This is a genomic window from Streptomyces albireticuli, assembly GCF_002192455.1.
Classification (GTDB): domain Bacteria; phylum Actinomycetota; class Actinomycetes; order Streptomycetales; family Streptomycetaceae; genus Streptomyces; species Streptomyces albireticuli_B.
In genome coordinates this window covers 2,636,663-2,653,224 of the sequence record NZ_CP021744.1, presented here as the reverse complement: position 1 = coordinate 2,653,224, position 16,562 = coordinate 2,636,663, and the positions used below count along the sequence as shown (strand labels likewise).

12 protein-coding genes are annotated in these 16,562 nt (G+C 74.4%); 9 read left to right on the top strand and 3 right to left on the bottom strand.

Going from position 1 to position 16,562, the window contains the following annotated elements; all coding sequences use genetic code 11:
• The first annotated feature begins 83 nt into the window (after positions 1 to 83).
• On the top strand, positions 84 to 2,486 hold the full coding sequence (gene lon, locus SMD11_RS11010; protein ID WP_087926284.1) for an endopeptidase La: 2,403 nt from the start codon (positions 84 to 86) through the stop codon (positions 2,484 to 2,486).
• 85 nt (positions 2,487 to 2,571) lie between these two features.
• On the opposite strand, the gene SMD11_RS11005 is transcribed toward lon, so the two are convergent.
• Positions 2,572 to 3,057 carry a MarR family winged helix-turn-helix transcriptional regulator gene (locus SMD11_RS11005; RefSeq protein WP_087926283.1) on the bottom strand — a complete coding sequence of 162 codons (486 nt, stop codon included), beginning with the start codon at positions 3,055 to 3,057 and terminating at the stop codon, positions 2,572 to 2,574.
• Positions 3,058 to 3,212: 155 nt separating this feature from the next.
• On the opposite strand from SMD11_RS11005, the gene SMD11_RS11000 reads away from it, so the two are divergent.
• The 4 genes from SMD11_RS11000 (at position 3,213) to SMD11_RS10985 (ending at position 9,952) form a co-directional block, all read left to right on the top strand.
• Positions 3,213 to 4,079 (top strand): MBL fold metallo-hydrolase, encoded by an 867-nt coding sequence (locus tag SMD11_RS11000; protein ID WP_199843846.1) that lies wholly within the window; start codon positions 3,213 to 3,215, stop codon positions 4,077 to 4,079.
• Between the two features lie 93 nt (positions 4,080 to 4,172).
• Entirely contained in the window at positions 4,173 to 6,455 is a 2,283-nt protein-coding gene (locus SMD11_RS10995; protein WP_234365998.1) for a xanthine dehydrogenase family protein molybdopterin-binding subunit, read from the top strand.
• A gap of 17 nt (positions 6,456 to 6,472) precedes the next feature.
• Positions 6,473 to 6,931, top strand: coding sequence for a (2Fe-2S)-binding protein (locus SMD11_RS10990; RefSeq protein ID WP_087926282.1), 459 nt, complete (start codon positions 6,473 to 6,475; stop codon positions 6,929 to 6,931).
• Between the two features lie 267 nt (positions 6,932 to 7,198).
• The gene (locus SMD11_RS10985; protein WP_234366383.1) at positions 7,199 to 9,952 is read left to right on the top strand and encodes a M4 family metallopeptidase; all 2,754 of its coding nucleotides are present in this window, start codon (positions 7,199 to 7,201) and stop codon (positions 9,950 to 9,952) included.
• A gap of 112 nt (positions 9,953 to 10,064) precedes the next feature.
• Here the strand turns inward: SMD11_RS10985 and SMD11_RS10980 are convergent, their stop codons facing one another.
• The gene (locus SMD11_RS10980) at positions 10,065 to 10,961 is read right to left on the bottom strand and encodes a lysozyme (protein ID WP_087926280.1); all 897 of its coding nucleotides are present in this window, start codon (positions 10,959 to 10,961) and stop codon (positions 10,065 to 10,067) included.
• 287 nt (positions 10,962 to 11,248) lie between these two features.
• Here SMD11_RS10980 and SMD11_RS10975 point away from each other — a divergent pair, with 287 nt between their 5' ends.
• Positions 11,249 to 11,680 carry a MarR family winged helix-turn-helix transcriptional regulator gene (locus SMD11_RS10975; RefSeq protein WP_087926279.1) on the top strand — a complete coding sequence of 144 codons (432 nt, stop codon included), beginning with the start codon at positions 11,249 to 11,251 and terminating at the stop codon, positions 11,678 to 11,680.
• Between the two features lie 40 nt (positions 11,681 to 11,720).
• Here SMD11_RS10975 and SMD11_RS10970 read toward each other — a convergent pair whose 3' ends face one another.
• Complete coding sequence (locus SMD11_RS10970) at positions 11,721 to 12,482, bottom strand: hypothetical protein (protein WP_087926278.1); 762 nt, start codon at positions 12,480 to 12,482, stop codon at positions 11,721 to 11,723.
• 256 nt (positions 12,483 to 12,738) lie between these two features.
• Between SMD11_RS10970 and SMD11_RS10965 the strand changes: the two genes are divergently transcribed.
• From SMD11_RS10965 to SMD11_RS10955, 3 genes are read left to right on the top strand one after another with little or no spacing between them, the layout of a single operon-like run.
• Positions 12,739 to 15,315: a nitrate- and nitrite sensing domain-containing protein gene (locus SMD11_RS10965; RefSeq protein ID WP_234365997.1), complete on the top strand. Its 2,577-nt coding sequence runs from the start codon at positions 12,739 to 12,741 to the stop codon at positions 15,313 to 15,315.
• The gene (locus SMD11_RS10960) at positions 15,312 to 15,827 is read left to right on the top strand and encodes a roadblock/LC7 domain-containing protein (protein WP_087926277.1); all 516 of its coding nucleotides are present in this window, start codon (positions 15,312 to 15,314) and stop codon (positions 15,825 to 15,827) included. Before SMD11_RS10965 ends, SMD11_RS10960 begins: the two co-directional genes overlap by 4 nt.
• Complete coding sequence (locus tag SMD11_RS10955) at positions 15,824 to 16,234, top strand: DUF742 domain-containing protein (protein WP_087926276.1); 411 nt, start codon at positions 15,824 to 15,826, stop codon at positions 16,232 to 16,234. The genes SMD11_RS10960 and SMD11_RS10955 overlap by 4 nt, the downstream gene beginning before the upstream one ends.
• The last annotated feature ends 328 nt before the right edge of the window (positions 16,235 to 16,562 follow it).

Sequence of the window (16,562 nt, the reverse complement as noted above, 5' to 3'; positions counted from 1 at the left end):
AGAGCGAACACGTCCGGGGGAACATCCGGCGGCGCCTACACATTGAGTCGATGTAGCTCAACTTGCCTGCCGAAGGGGAGATCATGGCTTTCACGTCCACACCGCTCACCCTGCCCGTCCTGCCCCTCGACGACGAGGTCGTGCTGCCCGGCATGGTCGTCCCCCTGGACCTCTCCGACGCCGAGGTGCGGGCCGCGGTGGAGGCCGCCCAGGCCGCCGCCACCGGGGACGACAAGCCGCGGGTGCTGCTTGTTCCCCGGATCGAGGGCGCGTACGTGGGCACCGGCACGCTCGGCCGCGTCGAGCAGGTCGGCCGGCTCTCCGACGGCGACCCCGGCGCGCTCATCCGGGGGCTCGCCCGCGTGCGCATCGGGGCCGGGACGACCGGGCCGGGCGCGGCCCTGTGGGTCGAGGGCGCCCGGATCGAGGAGATCACCCCGGACCCGCTGCCGGGCGCGGTGGCCGACCTGGTGAAGGAGTACAAGGCCCTGGCCACCAGCTGGCTGCGCAAGCGCGGCGCCTGGCAGGTCGTGGACCGCGTCCAGCAGATCGACGACGTCGGCCTGCTCGCCGACAACTCCGGCTACTCCCCGTTCCTCAACCTCGCCCAGCGCGTCGAGCTGCTGGAGACCGCCGACCCCGTGGCCCGGCTGAAGCTCGCCGTCCGCCGGCTCGGCGAGCACCTGGCCGAGCAGGACGTCGCCGAGTCCATCGCCAAGGACGTCCAGGAGGGCGTCGACAAGCAGCAGCGCGAGTTCCTGCTCCGCCGTCAGCTGGAGGCCGTCCGCAAGGAACTCGCCGACCTCAACGGCGACCCGGACAGCGAGTCCGACGACTACCGGGCCCGCGTCGAGGCCGCCGACCTGCCCGGGAAGGTCCGCGAGGCCGCGCTCAAGGAGGTCGACAAGCTCGAGCGCGCCTCCGACCAGAGCCCGGAGGGCGGCTGGATCCGCACCTGGCTCGACACGGTCCTGGAGATGCCGTGGAACGAGCGGACCGAGGACGCGTACGACATCCCCGGCGCCAAGGCCGTCCTCGACGCGGACCACGCGGGCCTGGAGGACGTCAAGGAGCGCATCACCGAATACCTCGCCGTCCGCAAGCGCCGGGCCGACCGCGGCCTGGGCGTCGTCGGCGGCCGGCGCGGCGGCGCGGTGCTCGCTCTGGTCGGCCCGCCCGGCGTGGGCAAGACCTCGCTCGGCGAGTCCGTGGCCCGCGCGATGGGGCGGAAGTTCGTCCGGGTCGCCCTGGGCGGCGTACGGGACGAGGCCGAGATCCGCGGCCACCGCCGTACGTACGTGGGGGCGCTGCCCGGCCGGATCGTCCGGGCGGTGAAGGAGGCCGGCTCGATGAACCCGGTCGTACTGCTCGACGAGATCGACAAGGTCGGCTCCGACTTCCGCGGCGACCCCGCGGCGGCCCTCCTGGAGGTCCTCGACCCGGCCCAGAACCACACCTTCCGGGACCACTACCTGGAGGTGGAACTGGACCTGTCCGACGTGGTCTTCCTGGCCACGGCGAATGTCCTGGACGCCATCCCGGAGGCGCTCCTGGACCGCATGGAGCTGGTCCGCCTCGACGGCTACACCGAGGACGAGAAGGTCGTCATCGCCCGCGACCACCTGCTGCCGAGGCAGCTGGAGCGCGCGGGGCTGGAGAGCGGCGAGGTGGTCCTGGAGGACGAGGCCCTCCGCAAGCTCGCCGGCGAGTACACCCGGGAGGCGGGCGTCCGCACCCTGGAGCGGGCGGTGGCCCGGCTGCTGCGCAAGATCGCGGCGAAGCACGAACTGGGCGAGCAGGAGCTGCCGTTCACCGTGGGCGTGGAGCAACTGCGCCCGCTGATCGGGCGCCCGCACCACACCCCGGAGGCGGCCCAGGACCCGGCCGAGCGCCGCACGTCGGTGCCGGGTGTGGCGACGGGCCTCGCGGTGACGGGCGCGGGCGGCGACGTCCTGTTCGTCGAGGCGTCCCTGGCCGACCCGGAGACGGGCGGCGCGGGCCTGACCCTCACGGGCCAGCTGGGCGACGTGATGAAGGAGTCGGCGCGGATCGCGCTGTCCTTCCTCCGCTCCCACGGTGCGGAACTGGAGCTGCCCGTCGGCGACTTCAAGGAGCGCGGCGTCCACCTGCACGTCCCCGCGGGCGCCGTCCCGAAGGACGGCCCGAGCGCGGGCGTCACGATGACGACGGCCCTGGCGTCCCTGCTGTCGGGCCGCCGGGTCCGCCCGGACGTGGCGATGACGGGCGAGGTCTCCCTGACCGGCCGCGTCCTCCCGGTCGGCGGCGTCAAGCAGAAGCTCCTGGCCGCCCACCGCGCCGGCCTCACGACCGTGATCATCCCGAAGCGGAACGAGGCGGACCTGGACGACGTGCCGGCGGAGGTCCTGGCGAAGCTGTCGGTGCACCCGGTCTCGGACGTACGCCAGGCCCTGGACCTGGCCCTCCGGCCGGCGGGGGCGCCGGTGGAGGTGCCGGTGGCGGCGTAACGGCCCTGATCCGGCGGTGAGACGGAGCGCCCCCACCCGTGAACGGGTGGGGGCGCTCCGTCGAGGTGTGTGCGCTCCGCGCGCGTCAGTCCGTGACCGCGCGCTGGAGCAGCGCCTGGAGCGCGTTCTGCTCCTCCAGGCTCAGGCCCGCCAGCGGGCCCTCCTCCTTGAGCAGGGTCAGGAGGCGCTCCCGCAGGTCCGTGCCCGCGGGGGTGAGGATCAGCTGCTTGGCGCGGCGGTCCGTCGGGTGCGGGTGGCGCTCCAGGAGGCCCTGGCTCTCCAGCTTGTCGATGACGAAGGTGGCGTTCGACGGCTCGCAGGCCATGCGGTCGGCCAGCTCCCGCATGGTCATCGGGCCGGTCAGCTCCCGCAGCGCCGTGGCCTGCGGGGCCGTGAGCTCCAGCCGGGCCGCGCGCTCCCGGACGTGGTCGGCGATCCGCCGGGCCAGGCCCGTGACCAGGCCGCACAGCTGCCGCTCGGCCGTCGCGAACGCCTCCCGGGCGTCCGCCGGGTCCACCTGGGTGCCCGTCGGCCGGCCCTGTGTGTCCGGGTGTGCGTCCGGTGTCGTCATGGCTCCCATTCTAGTCAGCGCATCAAGCTCACATCATGCGAGCCGACATTATTCAAGTCAGCATCATTCCAACTTGAATCATTCAAGCTGGAAGCTTATTGTCGGTCCGTCCCCACGACACCTCTGACGACACAGACGAAGACAAGGGCGGGAACATGGACGAGCGACTGCGGCGGCCGGCGGGCATGCACACACTCCGGCTCGGCGGTACGAAGCTGACCTACCTGCCCGACGGCGCCGGCCAGCTGACGCCCGGCTGGCTGCCCGACGCCACCGACGAGACCTGGGCCGCGCACCCCGAGTACCTGGACGCGACCGGCAACCTCGTCGCCAGCATGGGCGGCCTGCTGGTCGAGCGCGACGGCCGGGCGCTGCTCATCGACGCCGGCCTCGGCCCCCGGGCGACCCCCGCCGAACCCGGCAACGCCCACGGCGCCATGTACGGCGGCGCGCTCCTGGACAGCCTGGCGAAGGCGGGCCGCGCGCCCGGCGACATCGAGGCCGTGGCCTTCACCCACCTCCACCTCGACCACCTCGGCTGGGCCTGGCACCCGGCCCCGGGCAGCGACGCCCCGGCCTTCACCGCCGCCGAATACCTCTTCGCCGAGCCCGAGTGGGACCAGCGCCACCTCGCGGAGGAGCACGGCACGTCGAAGGAGATGCTCACGGCGCTGGAGCCCCGCGTCCGCACCGTCGCCGACGGGGAGGAGATCTTCCCGGGCGTCCGCGTCATGCTGACGCCGGGTCACACCGCGGGCCACGCCGCCTACGTCATCACCGACGGCGGGCAGCGCGTGATCGCCTTCGGTGACGCCCTGCACTCGCCGATCCAGGTCGACCACCCCGAGTGGTCCGCCGTCGTCGACCACGACCCCGTCCGGTCCGCCGACTTCCGCCACCGCCTGGTCGAGGAGATGGCCCGCCCGGACACCACCGGCTTCGGGCTCCACTTCGCCGACGTCGTCTTCGGACGGGTGGAGCGGGGCGGCGACGGCCCGGCCTGGCGCCCCGTCACCCCGTAGCCAGGACTGCCTCTTGCCCGTCGGCGGCCCGGTGGTGATGATCTGCTGAGTGTCCGGCGGCCCGCGGCGGGCCGGGGCCGGATCGGAGCGCTCGTGACGGAACAGCTGAAGCCTGGAGGACCGGCGGAGGAGACGGCACCGGTCCCGGGGGAGGCGGACCCCGCGCCCCGGCCGCACGGCACCAGGCGCCGCTTCCTCACCTACCTCCTCGCCGGCCCGACCCTCGCCGTCGCCGCCGGCCTCGGCCCGGAGGGGGCCACCCCGGCCGCCGCCGACGGCGTCGTGCCCACGCTCCCGGGCCCCGCCGACCTCGTCGACCTCGGCGACGTCCTGATCCTCGCCGGCGCCCCCACGGCACACCTGCTGGTGCTCACCGTCGGGGAGGACGGCACCGTCACCTTCCGGCTGCCCCGGGAGGAGGTCGGGCAGGGCATCACGACGGCGGTCGCGATGCTGGTCGCCGAGGAGCTGGACGTACCGCTCGCGCGGGTCCGCGTCCAGCTGGAGGACGCCCGGCCCGAGCTGCTGTTCAACCAGTTCACCGCGAGCTCCAACTCGGTCCGGTCGCTCTACGACCCCGTCCGGCACGCCGCCGCCGCGGCGCGCGCCCGGCTGGTGGCGGCCGCGGCCGACCGGTGGGACCTGAAGCCCGGGGCGCTCACCACCCGCGACGGCGCGGTCGTCGCACCCGACGGCCGCACCGCTCCCTACGGCTCCCTCACCACGGCCGCCGCCTCCCGGCACCTCGTGGCGCTCACGGCCAGGCCCAAACCGGAGTCCGCGCACACCCTCGTCGGCACGCCCACCCCCCGCGTCGACGCGCGGGCCATGGTCACCGGCCGGCAGCAGTACACCCTGGACCTCGACGTCCCCGGCGCCAAACCCTGCATGGTGCGCAGACCGCCGACGGTCCACGGCACGGTGCGCTCGGTGAACAACGAGGCCGCCGTCCGCGCCATGCCCGGTGTCCTCGACACGGCCGTCATCCCCACCGGTGTCGCCGTCGTCGCCGAGACCTTCGGCCAGGCGCTCGACGCCAAGAACGCCCTCGACGTCACCTGGGGACCCGGCACGGTCGACGGATACTCCGACGACGGCATCCGCGCCCGGCTCCGGTCGGCGGTCTCCTTCCCGCTGCTCCCGCTGCCGCTCACCGAACACCTCGACGCCGAGTTCGACTTCGCGCCCGTCAGCCACGCGCCCATGGAGACCAACGCCGCGGTCGCGGACGTCCGGGCCGACCGGGCGACGGTCTGGTCGGGCCTGAAGGCGCCGATCGTCGCCCAGCAGACCATCGCCAAGGAACTGGGGCTGCCGGTCGGCAAGGTCACCGTCCATGTGGTGCAGGCGGGCGGCTCCTTCGGCCGGCGGCTGTTCTTCGACGCCGCGCTGGAGGCCGCCCAGGTGTCGAAGAGGTGCGGGCGGCCCGTGCGGCTGATGTGGTCGCGCGTCGACGACATGCGGCACGGGCGGATGCGGCCCGCCACCCACCACAAGATCCGGCTCTCCTACGCCGCGGGACGGGTCGTGGGCCTCGACCACCGGGTGGCGGCCGTCGAGACCGACATGCGGCACGGCCTCGGCGAGATCCTCACCGCGACCGGCACCAAGCTCCCCGGCGGCCTGGGCAACGCGGCGTTCGCCCAGGGCCTCTTCCACCTCACCGTGAAGTCGCCGTACCACTTCGGCGTCACCAGCCAGCAGCTCACCGAGGTGCCGCTGCGGATGCCCACCGCCTCCTGGCGGTCGGTGTACTCGGCCAACACCCGGGGCGCGGAGGAGATGCTGATCGACGAACTCGCCGCGAAGATGGGCAAGGACCCGGTGGAGTTCCGGCGGTCCTTCCTCAGGAACCGCGCCCAGCGGGCCGTCCTCGACAAGGTCGCGGCCGAGGGCGCCTGGGGCCGCCCGATGCCCGCCGGGCACGCGCAGGGCATCGGCTTCCACGAGGAGTACAAGTCCCGCACGGCCGTCCTCGCCGAGATCGACGCGACCGACCCCCGGCACCCGCGCGTCACCAAGGCCGTGATCGCCGCCGACGTCGGCCGCGCCGTCAACCCCCGGGGCCTGGAGGCCCAGCTGCTCGGCGGGCTGACCGACGCGATCGCCACCACCCTCACGGCCGGGCTCCACATCGACAAGGGGTTGCCGCTGGAAGGCAGTTACTCGCAGTTCCACTACGCGCGGCAGAAGGACACGCCCCCGGACGTGCGGATCTTCGTCATGCCGGCCACCGGCGAGCCGGGCGGCGCCGGGGAGCTGGGCGTCCCGGCCGCGGTCGGCGCCATCGGCAACGCCTACGCGCGCGCCACCGGAACCCGCCCCCGCCGCTTTCCGGTCAACTTCGACGTCGACTTCACCCCCTTCCCCCGCTAGCGCCAGGAGCCCCGCCCGTGCCCTCCCACTCCTTCACCGTCAACGGCCGTCCGGTCACCGTGGACGCCCCCGACGACCTGCCCCTGCTCTGGGCGCTGCGCGACCTGCTCGGCGTCCGCGGCCCGAAGTACGGCTGCGGCATCGACGTCTGCAAGGCCTGCACCAGCCACCTCGACGGCGAGGCCGTCCGGCCGTGCGTCGTACCGGTCGCGGACGCCGCCGGCCGCGAGGTCACCACCATCGAGGGCCTCGCCGACGGTGACCGGCTGCACCCCGTCCAGGAGGCCTGGCTCGAACAGGACGTCGCCCAGTGCGGCTACTGCCAGCCCGGCCAGATCATGGCCGCCGTCGCCCTCCTGAAGCGCACGAAGAACCCCACCGACGCCGAACTCGACGCGATCGCCAACGTCTGCCGCTGCGGCACGTACTTCCGCATCCGCGAGGCGATCCGCAGCGCCGCGAAGAAGATGGGCTGACCTGGGACTGTCCCCGGCCGGACGCACCACACGGCGGGGCTTCGCGGCACCGGAGGCCGAAAGCCGCCCCTGGGCCCTCACGCCCCGTTGATCTCCCCGCGGCCCGTCGGTTGCATGTCCCCCGACCACAGATGTTCCGGCGTTCCGGCACTACGGAGGGGGAAAACCTTGCGTAAGCCCAGAGTACGTTCAGGAAGACCGGCCACGAAAAGCGGAATAGCAGGGGCGGCAGCGCTGTTGGGCGCTGCCGCCCTCGTCGTGTCCGCGATGCCCGCGCAGGCCGCCGCGCCCGCCCCGGACAAGGCGGAGGTGATCCCCGGGACGGGCACCGCGACCCCCGCCCTGGTGGACGGCATCCGCGAGCCGGTGAAGGCGAGCGGCAGCGCCGCCGACGCCGCGCGCGGCCACCTCGCCGAGAAGCAGAGCCGCTACCGCATCGACCGGCCGGCGCGTGACCTCGCGCCCGTACGGACCCAGAGCGCCGGCGCGGCGGAGACCGTGCGGCTCCAGCAGAAGCACCAGGGCGTGGAGGTCCTCGGTGGCCAGTACGTCGTCCGGATGGAGCGGAAGGACGGCAAGCGCGTCGTCACCGGCACCTCCGGCAAGTACTTCACCGGCCTCAAGGTGGGCACGACCGCGGAGATCGGCGAGGACCTCGCGGTCCAGCGGGCCGTCACCGCCACCCTGCGCGACCTCGGCGGCCACCGGCTCGACAGGACGGACGTCACCGCCTCGAAGGGGGCGCGGTCCAAGGCGGCGGAGTCGCTGACCGGCACCGCGCGCGGCCTGGTCGTGCTGCCCAAGGGCGCCGGCGTCCTCACCCACCACGTGACCGTACGCGGCACCGACCCGGCCACCGGCCGGCCCGTGCTGCGCGAGGTCTACATCGACGCCAAGGCCGGCTTCCCGGTGCTCCAGTACAGCGGGATCAAGACCTTCGGCAAGGACGGGGCCACCGACGGCGCCCGGGAGAAGGCCGCCTCGCGGGCCGCGGCGAAGGCGGCGAAGTCCGCCGGGCCCGCCGACGGCGGCGTGAGTCCCGGCGTCCTGGGCTCCGGCGTCAAGTACGACGGCACCACCGTCGAGCTGGGCCTGTACAAGGACACCGCCCGCAACGAGTACGTCATGACCGACCACGCCCGGATGTGGGACACCAGCAAGAACCTGCTGACCACCTGGGACGCGCGCGGCACGGACGTCGGCGAGGTCTCCGGCCGCTGGCCCGGCGGCATCAAGGAGTTCGGCTCGCCCGGCCCGCAGTTCGGCAAGGACGCCACCGAGGCCGGCGCGGTCGACGCGCACTGGGCCGCGGGCAAGGTCTACGACTACTACAAGAAGACCCACGGCCGGGACAGCCTCGACGGCCGGGGCATGACCATCAACTCCCTGGTCGGTGTGACCGAGTTCGGCGACGCGTACGTCAACGCCTTCTGGGACGGCACCAAGATGGTGTACGGCGGCGGCGACAGCGAGTACAAGACGCTCTCCGCCGACCTCGACGTCGTCGGCCACGAGATGACCCACGGCGTCGTGGAGAACTCCGCCAACCTCGTCTACGCGGGCCAGTCCGGCGCCCTGAACGAGGCGATCGCCGACTACTTCGGCAACGCCATCGACGTGGACGCCGCGGGCCTCGCCATGGACGACCCGAACGCGGGCCTCCTCGGCGAGAGCCTGTGCCGCACCAAGTCGCCGCGCGAGTGCGCCTTCCGCGACCTCAACGACGGCGCGACCACCTCCAAGAACTTCCTGGGGGTGAGCTTCGGCTCGGACAACGGCGGGGTGCACCTCAACTCCACGATCTTCTCGGGCGCCCTGTGGGACATCCGCGAGGACCTCGGCCGCACCCTCGCCGACAAGATCGCCTACAAGGCGCTGACGGAGTACATGACGCCGCTCGACGGCTTCACCGAGGGCCGTAACGCCGTCCTCGCGGCCGCCAAGGCGCTCAAGGTCTCCACGAAGGACCTGAACGTCGTCACGCGCTCCTTCAACGCCCACGGCATCGTGCCCAACTGGGAGCAGGCGCTCGGCGTCGACACCGACCTGCTGCTGCCCCGCCTCAACACCGCGGGCGCGGGCCTCGGCGCCGGCGGCGGCTGGTACGCGACGTCCAGGTCCAACGACGACGGCTCCGAGGCGTACTCGGTGTGGGCCGGCCGGGCGGACGGCAAGGGCGCGCCCAAGCTGATCAGCCCCAACGACGGACGCTTCCACGTCTACCCGGCGACCGACGGCAAGACGGTGGTCTGGGCGGCGTACGGCCAGACCGGCGTCGACGTCCTGTCGCGCCCGATCTCGGGCGGCCTGGCCAAGAAGCTCTACAGCACCCCCAACGGCGTCAGCGGTCTGCGGGTCGAGGGCGGCGTCGTCGTCCTGGAGTCGATGGACAACTTCGGCGGCCGGCACGTCGGTTACCTCCGCACCGGCGACAAGGAGCCGACCTGGGTCGACGAGGGGCGCTACGAGCTGGGTACGGCCCTGCCGTCGCTGAGCGGCGGCCGGATCGCCTACGCGAAGCTCTACCCGGAGGGTGACACCTACCGGATCGGCACCGAGGTGCTGGACCTCAAGACCGGCAAGAAGACCCTGATGGGCCAGGCCGGGAACCCGGAGTCCATCGGCCAGACGGGCATCAACGGCACCCACGTCTTCTGGCTCGCGGACGAGGTCCAGGACGAGGGGCAGCTGGCCGTGCGCCGGGCGAACCTCGACGGCACCGGGGTGAAGGACCTCAGCGCCGAGAAGGGCGCGGGCGCCCTCTTCCCCTTCGACCTCACGGCCTCCGACAGCGCGGTGACCGTCACCTCGGCGCTGCCGGACACGCGGTTCCGCAACGAGTCGATGCCCAAGCTGTGGCAGTTCGCCGCGGACGGCTCGGGCAAGGGCCGGGTCTCCTGCAACCGCGGTGAGCAGTCCTCGGCCGCCGCGGCCGGCGGCAAGCAGGTGCTGTGGATCGACGGCACCACGGGCTACACCGACCTGGTGACCCGCACCCGCCCGGCGGGCGCCTGCGGCTAGGCACCACCGGTCCCCGGGTGAGTGAAGGACCGGGCCCCCGGCGCCGATAGGCCGGGGGCCCGGCGTCCTGCCGGGCGGAGGGGACGGCCGTGCGACGGGCGAAGGGCCCGCGTCAGCCGTTGGCGAGTGCCTGGAGCCTGGTGTACGTGCCGTTGAAGCGGTTGTGGTCACCGACCACCGGGCCGGTGTCCGTGTACTGCCAGAAGGTGTGGAAGCCCCAGCCGGCCGGGAGCTCCCCCGCGGAGGCCCCGTACCGGGGGATCCAGAGCGGGTTCACGGCACCGAAGCCCGCGTAGTTGCCGGTGCACTGCTTCCACCAGCTCGTCGAGGTGTAGATGACCGCGTCCCGGCCGGTGCGGGCCCGGTAAGTGGCGAAGAAGTCCTTGGCCCAGTTGACGAGCTGGCTCGCGCTCATGCCGTAGCAGGCCTGACCCTCGGGGTTCCACTCCAGGTCGAGCACGCCCGGCAGCGTCTTGCCGTCACGCGACCAGCCCCCGCCGTGCGAGGCGAAGAAGTCGGCCTGCGCGGCACCGCTGGAGCTCGCGGGCTGCGCGAAGTGGTACGCGCCGCGGATCATGCCGGCGTTGTACGAGCCGTTGTACTGCTGGGCGAAGTAGGGGTTGGTGTAGCTGGTGCCCTCGGTGGCCTTGGTGTAGGCGAACCGGACCCCGCTGTCCCACAGGGTGGACCAGGCGACGTTGCCGTTGTGGCTGCTGACGTCCACGCCCTCGACGGCGGCGAGGGGCGGGATCGGCCCGGGGCCGTCCGGCGTGGACGGCTTCTCGTGGGACCGGATGGTGGAGCCCATCCAGTGCAGCTCGGGATGGGCCGGCGGCTTGCCGCGCGCTTCGTCCGCGGCGGCCCCCGTGTCCGCGGTGGCGGGCCCGGGGAGGACGAGGAGCAGGGCCAGCGAGGCGAGGAAGGAGAGGAGGGAGAGGAGAAACCGGGCGGGCCGGACGGTTGAGTGCGGGCGGACGCCGTGGGCGGGGCCTGGTCTGAGCTCGGGCATGGATGCCTCCGGGCAGCTCGTACGGCAGAGGAAGGACGCCGAATCGGAAATGACGTCATTGGTGTGACCATGTCATACCCAAAATTATGAGTGCGGACGCGCCAGGCATAGAGGGACGCGGTGCCGCCGTTGGTCTATTCCTGCGAAATACTGACGTAGCTGCGGTGACGACCCGCAGCTGGATGAAATTTTCACCAGCCGGAAAAAGCCGGAGAGGGCCCGACGTGCACCAGACGACACAGCCGCCCGCCGAGGGCGGCCGACCGCGCGCCGAGGACGGCAGTGGTATGGACCAGGCGTACCTCTCCCTGGAACGGGAGCTGGCCGTCTTCCTGCGCCGCGCCCGTGCCTCCTCCGGCGAGATGGCCCGCGCCGTCCACCCCGAGCTGGAGCCCGCGGCCTACGGCCTGCTGGTCCGCCTGGAGGACGCCGGGCAGCAGCGCGCCACCGACCTCGCCGGCTACTTCGGCGTCGGCAAGGCCACGATGAGCCGCCAGCTGCGCGCCCTGTGCGACCTCGGCCTCGTCACCCGCGAACCCGACCCGGCCGACGGCCGCGCCTCCCTGGTGCGGATCACCGAGGAGGGCCGCGCCCGCTTCACCCGCGTCCGCGACGCCCGCCGGGCGCAGTACGTGCGCAAGCTCGCCGACTGGGACCGCGGCGAGGTCGCCGAACTCGCCCGCCTCCTGCGCCAGCTGAACACCAGCGCCGAGAGCTAGCCGGGGCCCGGCGGCCGGGAGCCGTGCCGCGCCCGGCCCGTCACAGCTCCGCGTAGAGCGCCGTCGCGTCGTCGTGCGCCTTGCCGCGGCGCCCCGGGGCCGCGCGCTCCGCCTCGCGGACCCGGTCGATCAGGGCCTGCGGACCCTCCTTCGCCAGCACGCCGAAGCAGGCGGCCCAGTCGCCCTCGCGGAAGACCTCCACCCAGCGGCCCGCGCCGTCCGTGAGCGCCGCCAGCGCGCTGACCTCCGCGCGGGGCCGTACGCCCGTCACGGCGCGGGTCACGACGGCCGGGTCCGCGGCGGCCGTGAAGAAGCCGCCCTCGGCGTTGCGCTGCGCGTCCGTCACCGGCCCCAGCGCGCTCAGCCGGTCGATCCGGTCGTCCAGGACGGACGTGACCGTGCCGTCCGGGGCCGCCAGCAGCAACGCGGAGTCGGAGAGTACGAGGTGCTCCACCCGCTCCGCGTCCCAGCGCGCCACGACGACCGTGGCCTGCGGGGTGCGCCGGTGCGTGAGGTCGCAGGTGCCGCGATGGGCGTCCGCCGTGCGGGAGACGGCCTCGGCGAGGCACGACGCGAGCGCCATGTCCCGGCGGGATCCCGCGAGTTCGAGCAGCGCGCCGCCCAGCCGGGCGGTGAACCAGGGCACGTCGTGCGCGCAGCCCGTGTCCCCGTCGGGCGGTGGCGTCACCCCGTCCAGCAGGACCAGCGCCCCGCCGTCACCCGAGGCCGGCAGGGTCACGGACGCGAAGTCCTCGTTCGGGTGGTGCGGTTCCCCCGGGTGGGTGGCGAGTTCGATGCGCATGAGGTCAGTGTGCCGGATGTCGGAAATCTACGTCTGCGGGCGCGCATCCTGTCGGCCGCCGAAGCGTTCTTGAAGTGACGTACCGCAGGGGGTGTCGGTGCGCGCCGCGCGACCCCCTGACATATGTCGATGGTCAATTTCAAATTGATATTCACTCCTTCGAGTGGCCGGGCGGTCGAAGGGCGCCTGCCCCTCAGAGGTGCTGAAAGGGTCAAATCAGTACCAGGGGTGGGACGAGAGAAGATTGAGAGCACCGGTGCGGAAGAAGCGGCTTCGGGGCGGCGAGCGTGAGCAGCGGTCCACGGCGGTGCGGGAGCGCACCGCCCGGGTGCGTAACCGGCTGACCGCCTCCGTCGCGGTCACCGCCCTCGCCGTCCTCGGCGGCAGCGCCCTCGGCGTCGTCGACGCCGCCCGTGAACTCGGCCAGGCCCGGAAGCTCGTCACCCGGGCCGAGGACACCGGCCCCGCCCTCGCCCTCGCGCACTCCCTCGCGGACGAACGCGACGCCATGACCCAGTTCGTGGCGGCCGGCCGCGCCGACGCCGCGACGGCCGGCGTCTCCGAGGACCAACGCGCCCTTGTGGACCGGCAGATCGAGGAGTACCTCCCGGCCGCGCCCGCCTCGGTCCGCAGGCTCCTCGACGGTCTCTCCGCCACCCGCGAGCAGGCGCTCTCCGGCGGCGACGCCCTCACCGTCCACACCGCCTACACCACCACCGTGCAGGCCCTGCACCGCGCCGGTGACGCGGCCGGCACCGGCGGGCCCGCCGCCCTGCTGCCGCTGGGCCGCGCCGTCGAGGAGGCCTCGGCCACCCGCGCCCTGCTCCTCGCCGCCCTCACGGCGAAGCCCGCGCAGCCGGGCCGCCCCGCCTTCGCCGCGGCCGCCCGGCGCACCGCCCAGCGCGAGCAGGACGCCGTCGCCGACTTCCGCCGGCTCGCCGGGACGGGCGCGCGCGACACCTACGACCGGACCGTCGGCGGCGCCGAGGTCACCGTCGCCGAGGGCCATCTCACCCGTCTCCTGCGGGACTCCGCACCGGAAGGCCCCGCCGACCCCGTCCGTACCGCCCTCACCGTCCGCCTCGACCGGATGCGCGGCGTCGAGTCCGTCCTCGCCGCCGGAGAACTCGGGCGCCTCCAGCGGCTGCGCGGCGACGCCCTCACCGACCTGGAGCTGCGCGCCGCCGCCGCGGCCCTCTGCCTCCTCGTCGCCCTCGTCGCGGGCGTCCGCGCCGGCCGCTCCGTCACCCGGCCGCTCGACGTCCTGCGCCTCGGCGCCCGCCGCGTCTGCGCCGACCCCGCCGCCGAGCGGCCCATCGCCTTCAAGGGCCGCGACGACGAATTCGCCGAGACCGTGCGCTCGGTGAACGTCCTGCGCGAGACCGCCCACCGGATGCAGGAACGCATCGCCGTCCTGGAAGGCGAGCGCACCCGGCTCGTCGCCTCCCGCCGGACGCTCGCCGAGGAGCGCGAGGCCCTGCGCGCCCAGCACCAGGAGCTCACCGACCGGCTCTCCGAGCAGCTCGCCGAACAGCCCGCGGACCCCGCCCGGGAGCGCGCGCACGGCCTGCACGTCGGCCTGTCGCTGCGCACCCTCCGGCTGGTGGAGCGGCAGCTCGCCGTCATCGAGGGCATGGAGGCCCACGAGACCGACCCCGAGCGCCTGGAGACCCTCTTCACGCTCGACCACCTCGCCACCCGCATGCGCCGCAACAGCGAGAACGTCCTCGCCCTCGCCGGCGCCGAGACCGGCACCGGCCGCACCGCGCCCGTGCCCCTGCTCGACGTGCTGCGGGCCGCCGCCGGTGAGATCGAGCGGTACCAGCGGGTGCGGATCCAGTCCCTGCCGCCGCACGCCCGCCTCGCCGGCTTCGCCTCCGAGGACATCAGCCACCTCATGGCCGAACTCCTGGAGAACGCCACGGAGTTCTCCCCCTCCGAGGCCCATGTGCAGCTCTCCGGCTGGCTCCTGGAGACCGGCGAGGTCGTGCTCTCCGTCCAGGACGAGGGCATCGGCATCACCCCCGGCCGGCTCGCCGAGCTCAACGCCCTGCTCGCCGACCCGGACCCGGAGCCCCCGGCCCCCGCCCCGGGCGGCCGCGCGGGCCACCCGGAGCCGCGCGGCGAGCGGGGCGACGGCGAACAGGGCCAGGGCCTCGGGCTGCACGTCGTCGCCCGGCTCGCGGGCCGGCACGGCGTCCACGTCCAGCTGCGGGAGCAGATGACCGGCGGCACGGCGGCGGTCGTCGTCCTGCCGCTGCCGGTCCTGGCCGAGAGCTCGCCGACCGTCACCGGGCTCGCCGACGTCCCGCCCGTGCCGGGCGCCGCGGCGGCCCCGAGGGTCCACCTCCCCGGCACCCTCGCCGAGGCCGGCTCCCACACCCTGCCCGGCCGCCCGCAGCGGGCCGTCACCGGCCAGGGCACCGGACCGGGAGCCGCAGCCGGGCACGTCACGCCCGTACCGCTGCCCGCGCCCGTACACCCCGCCGACCCGCCGGCCCTGCCCCCGGGCAGCCCGATACGGGTCACGGGCCTGTCCGTCGCACCGGCCGTCGCCACCGGCCGGCACGCCCGTCTGCCGGCCCCCGCCGACCCCGCCGTCGGCAACGGCCTGCCCAAGCGCACGCCCAAGGCCGTCCCGCAGCAGCCCGCACCGCCGCCGGCGCGCGGCAGCGTCGACGCGGAGGCACTGCGGCGCAAGCTGTCCGGCTTCCAGCGGGGCGCGACCGCCGGCCGGCGGGACGCCGAGGCGGAGTGGGCCGGGCGCACCACCGATCGGAACGCAGCGGGGTCGCCCGCCGAGGGCGGCACTGTCGAGGAGGCACGCGGTTGACCGCAATTTCCCGGGGGGCGACCCCCGTCACCCCAGTCGGCCCCGTCGCCTTCGGGCTGAGCCACGAGGCCCGTAATCTGCGCTGGCTGCTGGCCGGCCTGGTGGAGGAGGTGCCCGGCGTCCGCTCGGTCGCCGTGGTCTCCTCCGACGGCCTGCTGCTGCTCTCCTCCGACCCGGACCGGCCGGCCTACCCCGGCACCGGCCGGCCGGAGGGGCCGCGCGGCTCCACCGGCGACCTCGCCACGATCGTCGCCGGCCTGGGCAGCCTCACCACGGGCGCCGCCTGCCTGATGGACGGCGGCGCCGTCAAACAGACCATGGTCGCGATGGACGAGGGCAGCCTCTTCGTCATGACCATCAGCGACGGCTCCCTGCTGGGCGTGCACACCTCGCCCGACTGCGACATGAGCGCCGTGGCGTACCACATGGCGCTCTTCGTGGGCCGGGCCGGCCACGTCCTCACCCCCGCCCTGCGCAGGGAGCTGCGCCAGTCGGTGGAGGCGGTCGAATGAGCCGGGCCGCCGCGCTCCGCCGCAGCCCGGCCCGGGTCCGCCCGTACTCGCTCGCCGGGAGCCCGCCGCACCGGTGCCGGCCGCTGCTCGTCGAGACCTTCGTCGCGGCCAGCGACGACCCCGACGCCCCGGCCGACTACCGGGCCGGTGCCCCGTCCGGGCCGCCCGGCGGCGGCCCCTGCCCGCGCGGGGTGCCCGAGGCGCGCGCCGTGGTGGAGCTGTGCCGCCGGCTCCGTACGGTCGCGGAGATCGCCGCGCTGCTGAGGATGCCGCTGGGCGTGGTGCGGGTGCTGCTCCTCGAACTGGCCGACGAGGGCAGGATCCGCGTCTTCGACAGCGACCACGGCACCGGCCGGCCCGACCGGGCACTGCTGGAAAGGGTGCGGGGTGGACTTCACCGACTCTGACCCGGGGGACGTCAGGAGGGGCGGCGGAGGCGCCTCCGCCGCCAAGGGCGCCGGCAGGGCCGCGGGGGCCGAGGCCGGCGAGACGGCCGGAGGCGCTGGGGTCCGGGGAGACGGGAGCGCCGGGAGCGGGGACGCCTGGGGCGCCGGGGCCGGTAAGGCCGCCAAAGGGGCCGGGGACGCCCGGGCCGCCCATGGGGGCGCGGGCGTCAAGGGCCCGGGGGACGCCGGGGGCGGCCTGGTGCCCAGGACGGGCGGGGCCGCCCGGGCCCGGACCCCCGGTGCGCCCGGTACCGCCGGCGCCGCCCTCGCCGTCCGGGAGGCCCCCGCG

Excerpts from the sequence above, each read along its gene's own strand:
- SMD11_RS10970 (WP_087926278.1), bottom strand. The coding sequence starts at position 12,482 with ATGCGCATCGAACTCGCCACCCACCCGGGGGAACCGCACCACCCGAAC.
- SMD11_RS11005 (WP_087926283.1), bottom strand. The coding sequence starts at position 3,057 with ATGACGACACCGGACGCACACCCGGACACACAGGGCCGGCCGACGGGC.
- SMD11_RS10955 (WP_087926276.1), top strand. The coding sequence starts at position 15,824 with ATGAGCCGGGCCGCCGCGCTCCGCCGCAGCCCGGCCCGGGTCCGCCCG.
- SMD11_RS10985 (WP_234366383.1), top strand. The coding sequence starts at position 7,199 with ATGCCCGCGCAGGCCGCCGCGCCCGCCCCGGACAAGGCGGAGGTGATC.
- lon (WP_087926284.1), top strand. The coding sequence starts at position 84 with ATGGCTTTCACGTCCACACCGCTCACCCTGCCCGTCCTGCCCCTCGAC.
- SMD11_RS10980 (WP_087926280.1), bottom strand. The coding sequence starts at position 10,961 with ATGCCCGAGCTCAGACCAGGCCCCGCCCACGGCGTCCGCCCGCACTCA.
- SMD11_RS11000 (WP_199843846.1), top strand. The coding sequence starts at position 3,213 with ATGGACGAGCGACTGCGGCGGCCGGCGGGCATGCACACACTCCGGCTC.
- SMD11_RS10975 (WP_087926279.1), top strand. The coding sequence starts at position 11,249 with ATGGACCAGGCGTACCTCTCCCTGGAACGGGAGCTGGCCGTCTTCCTG.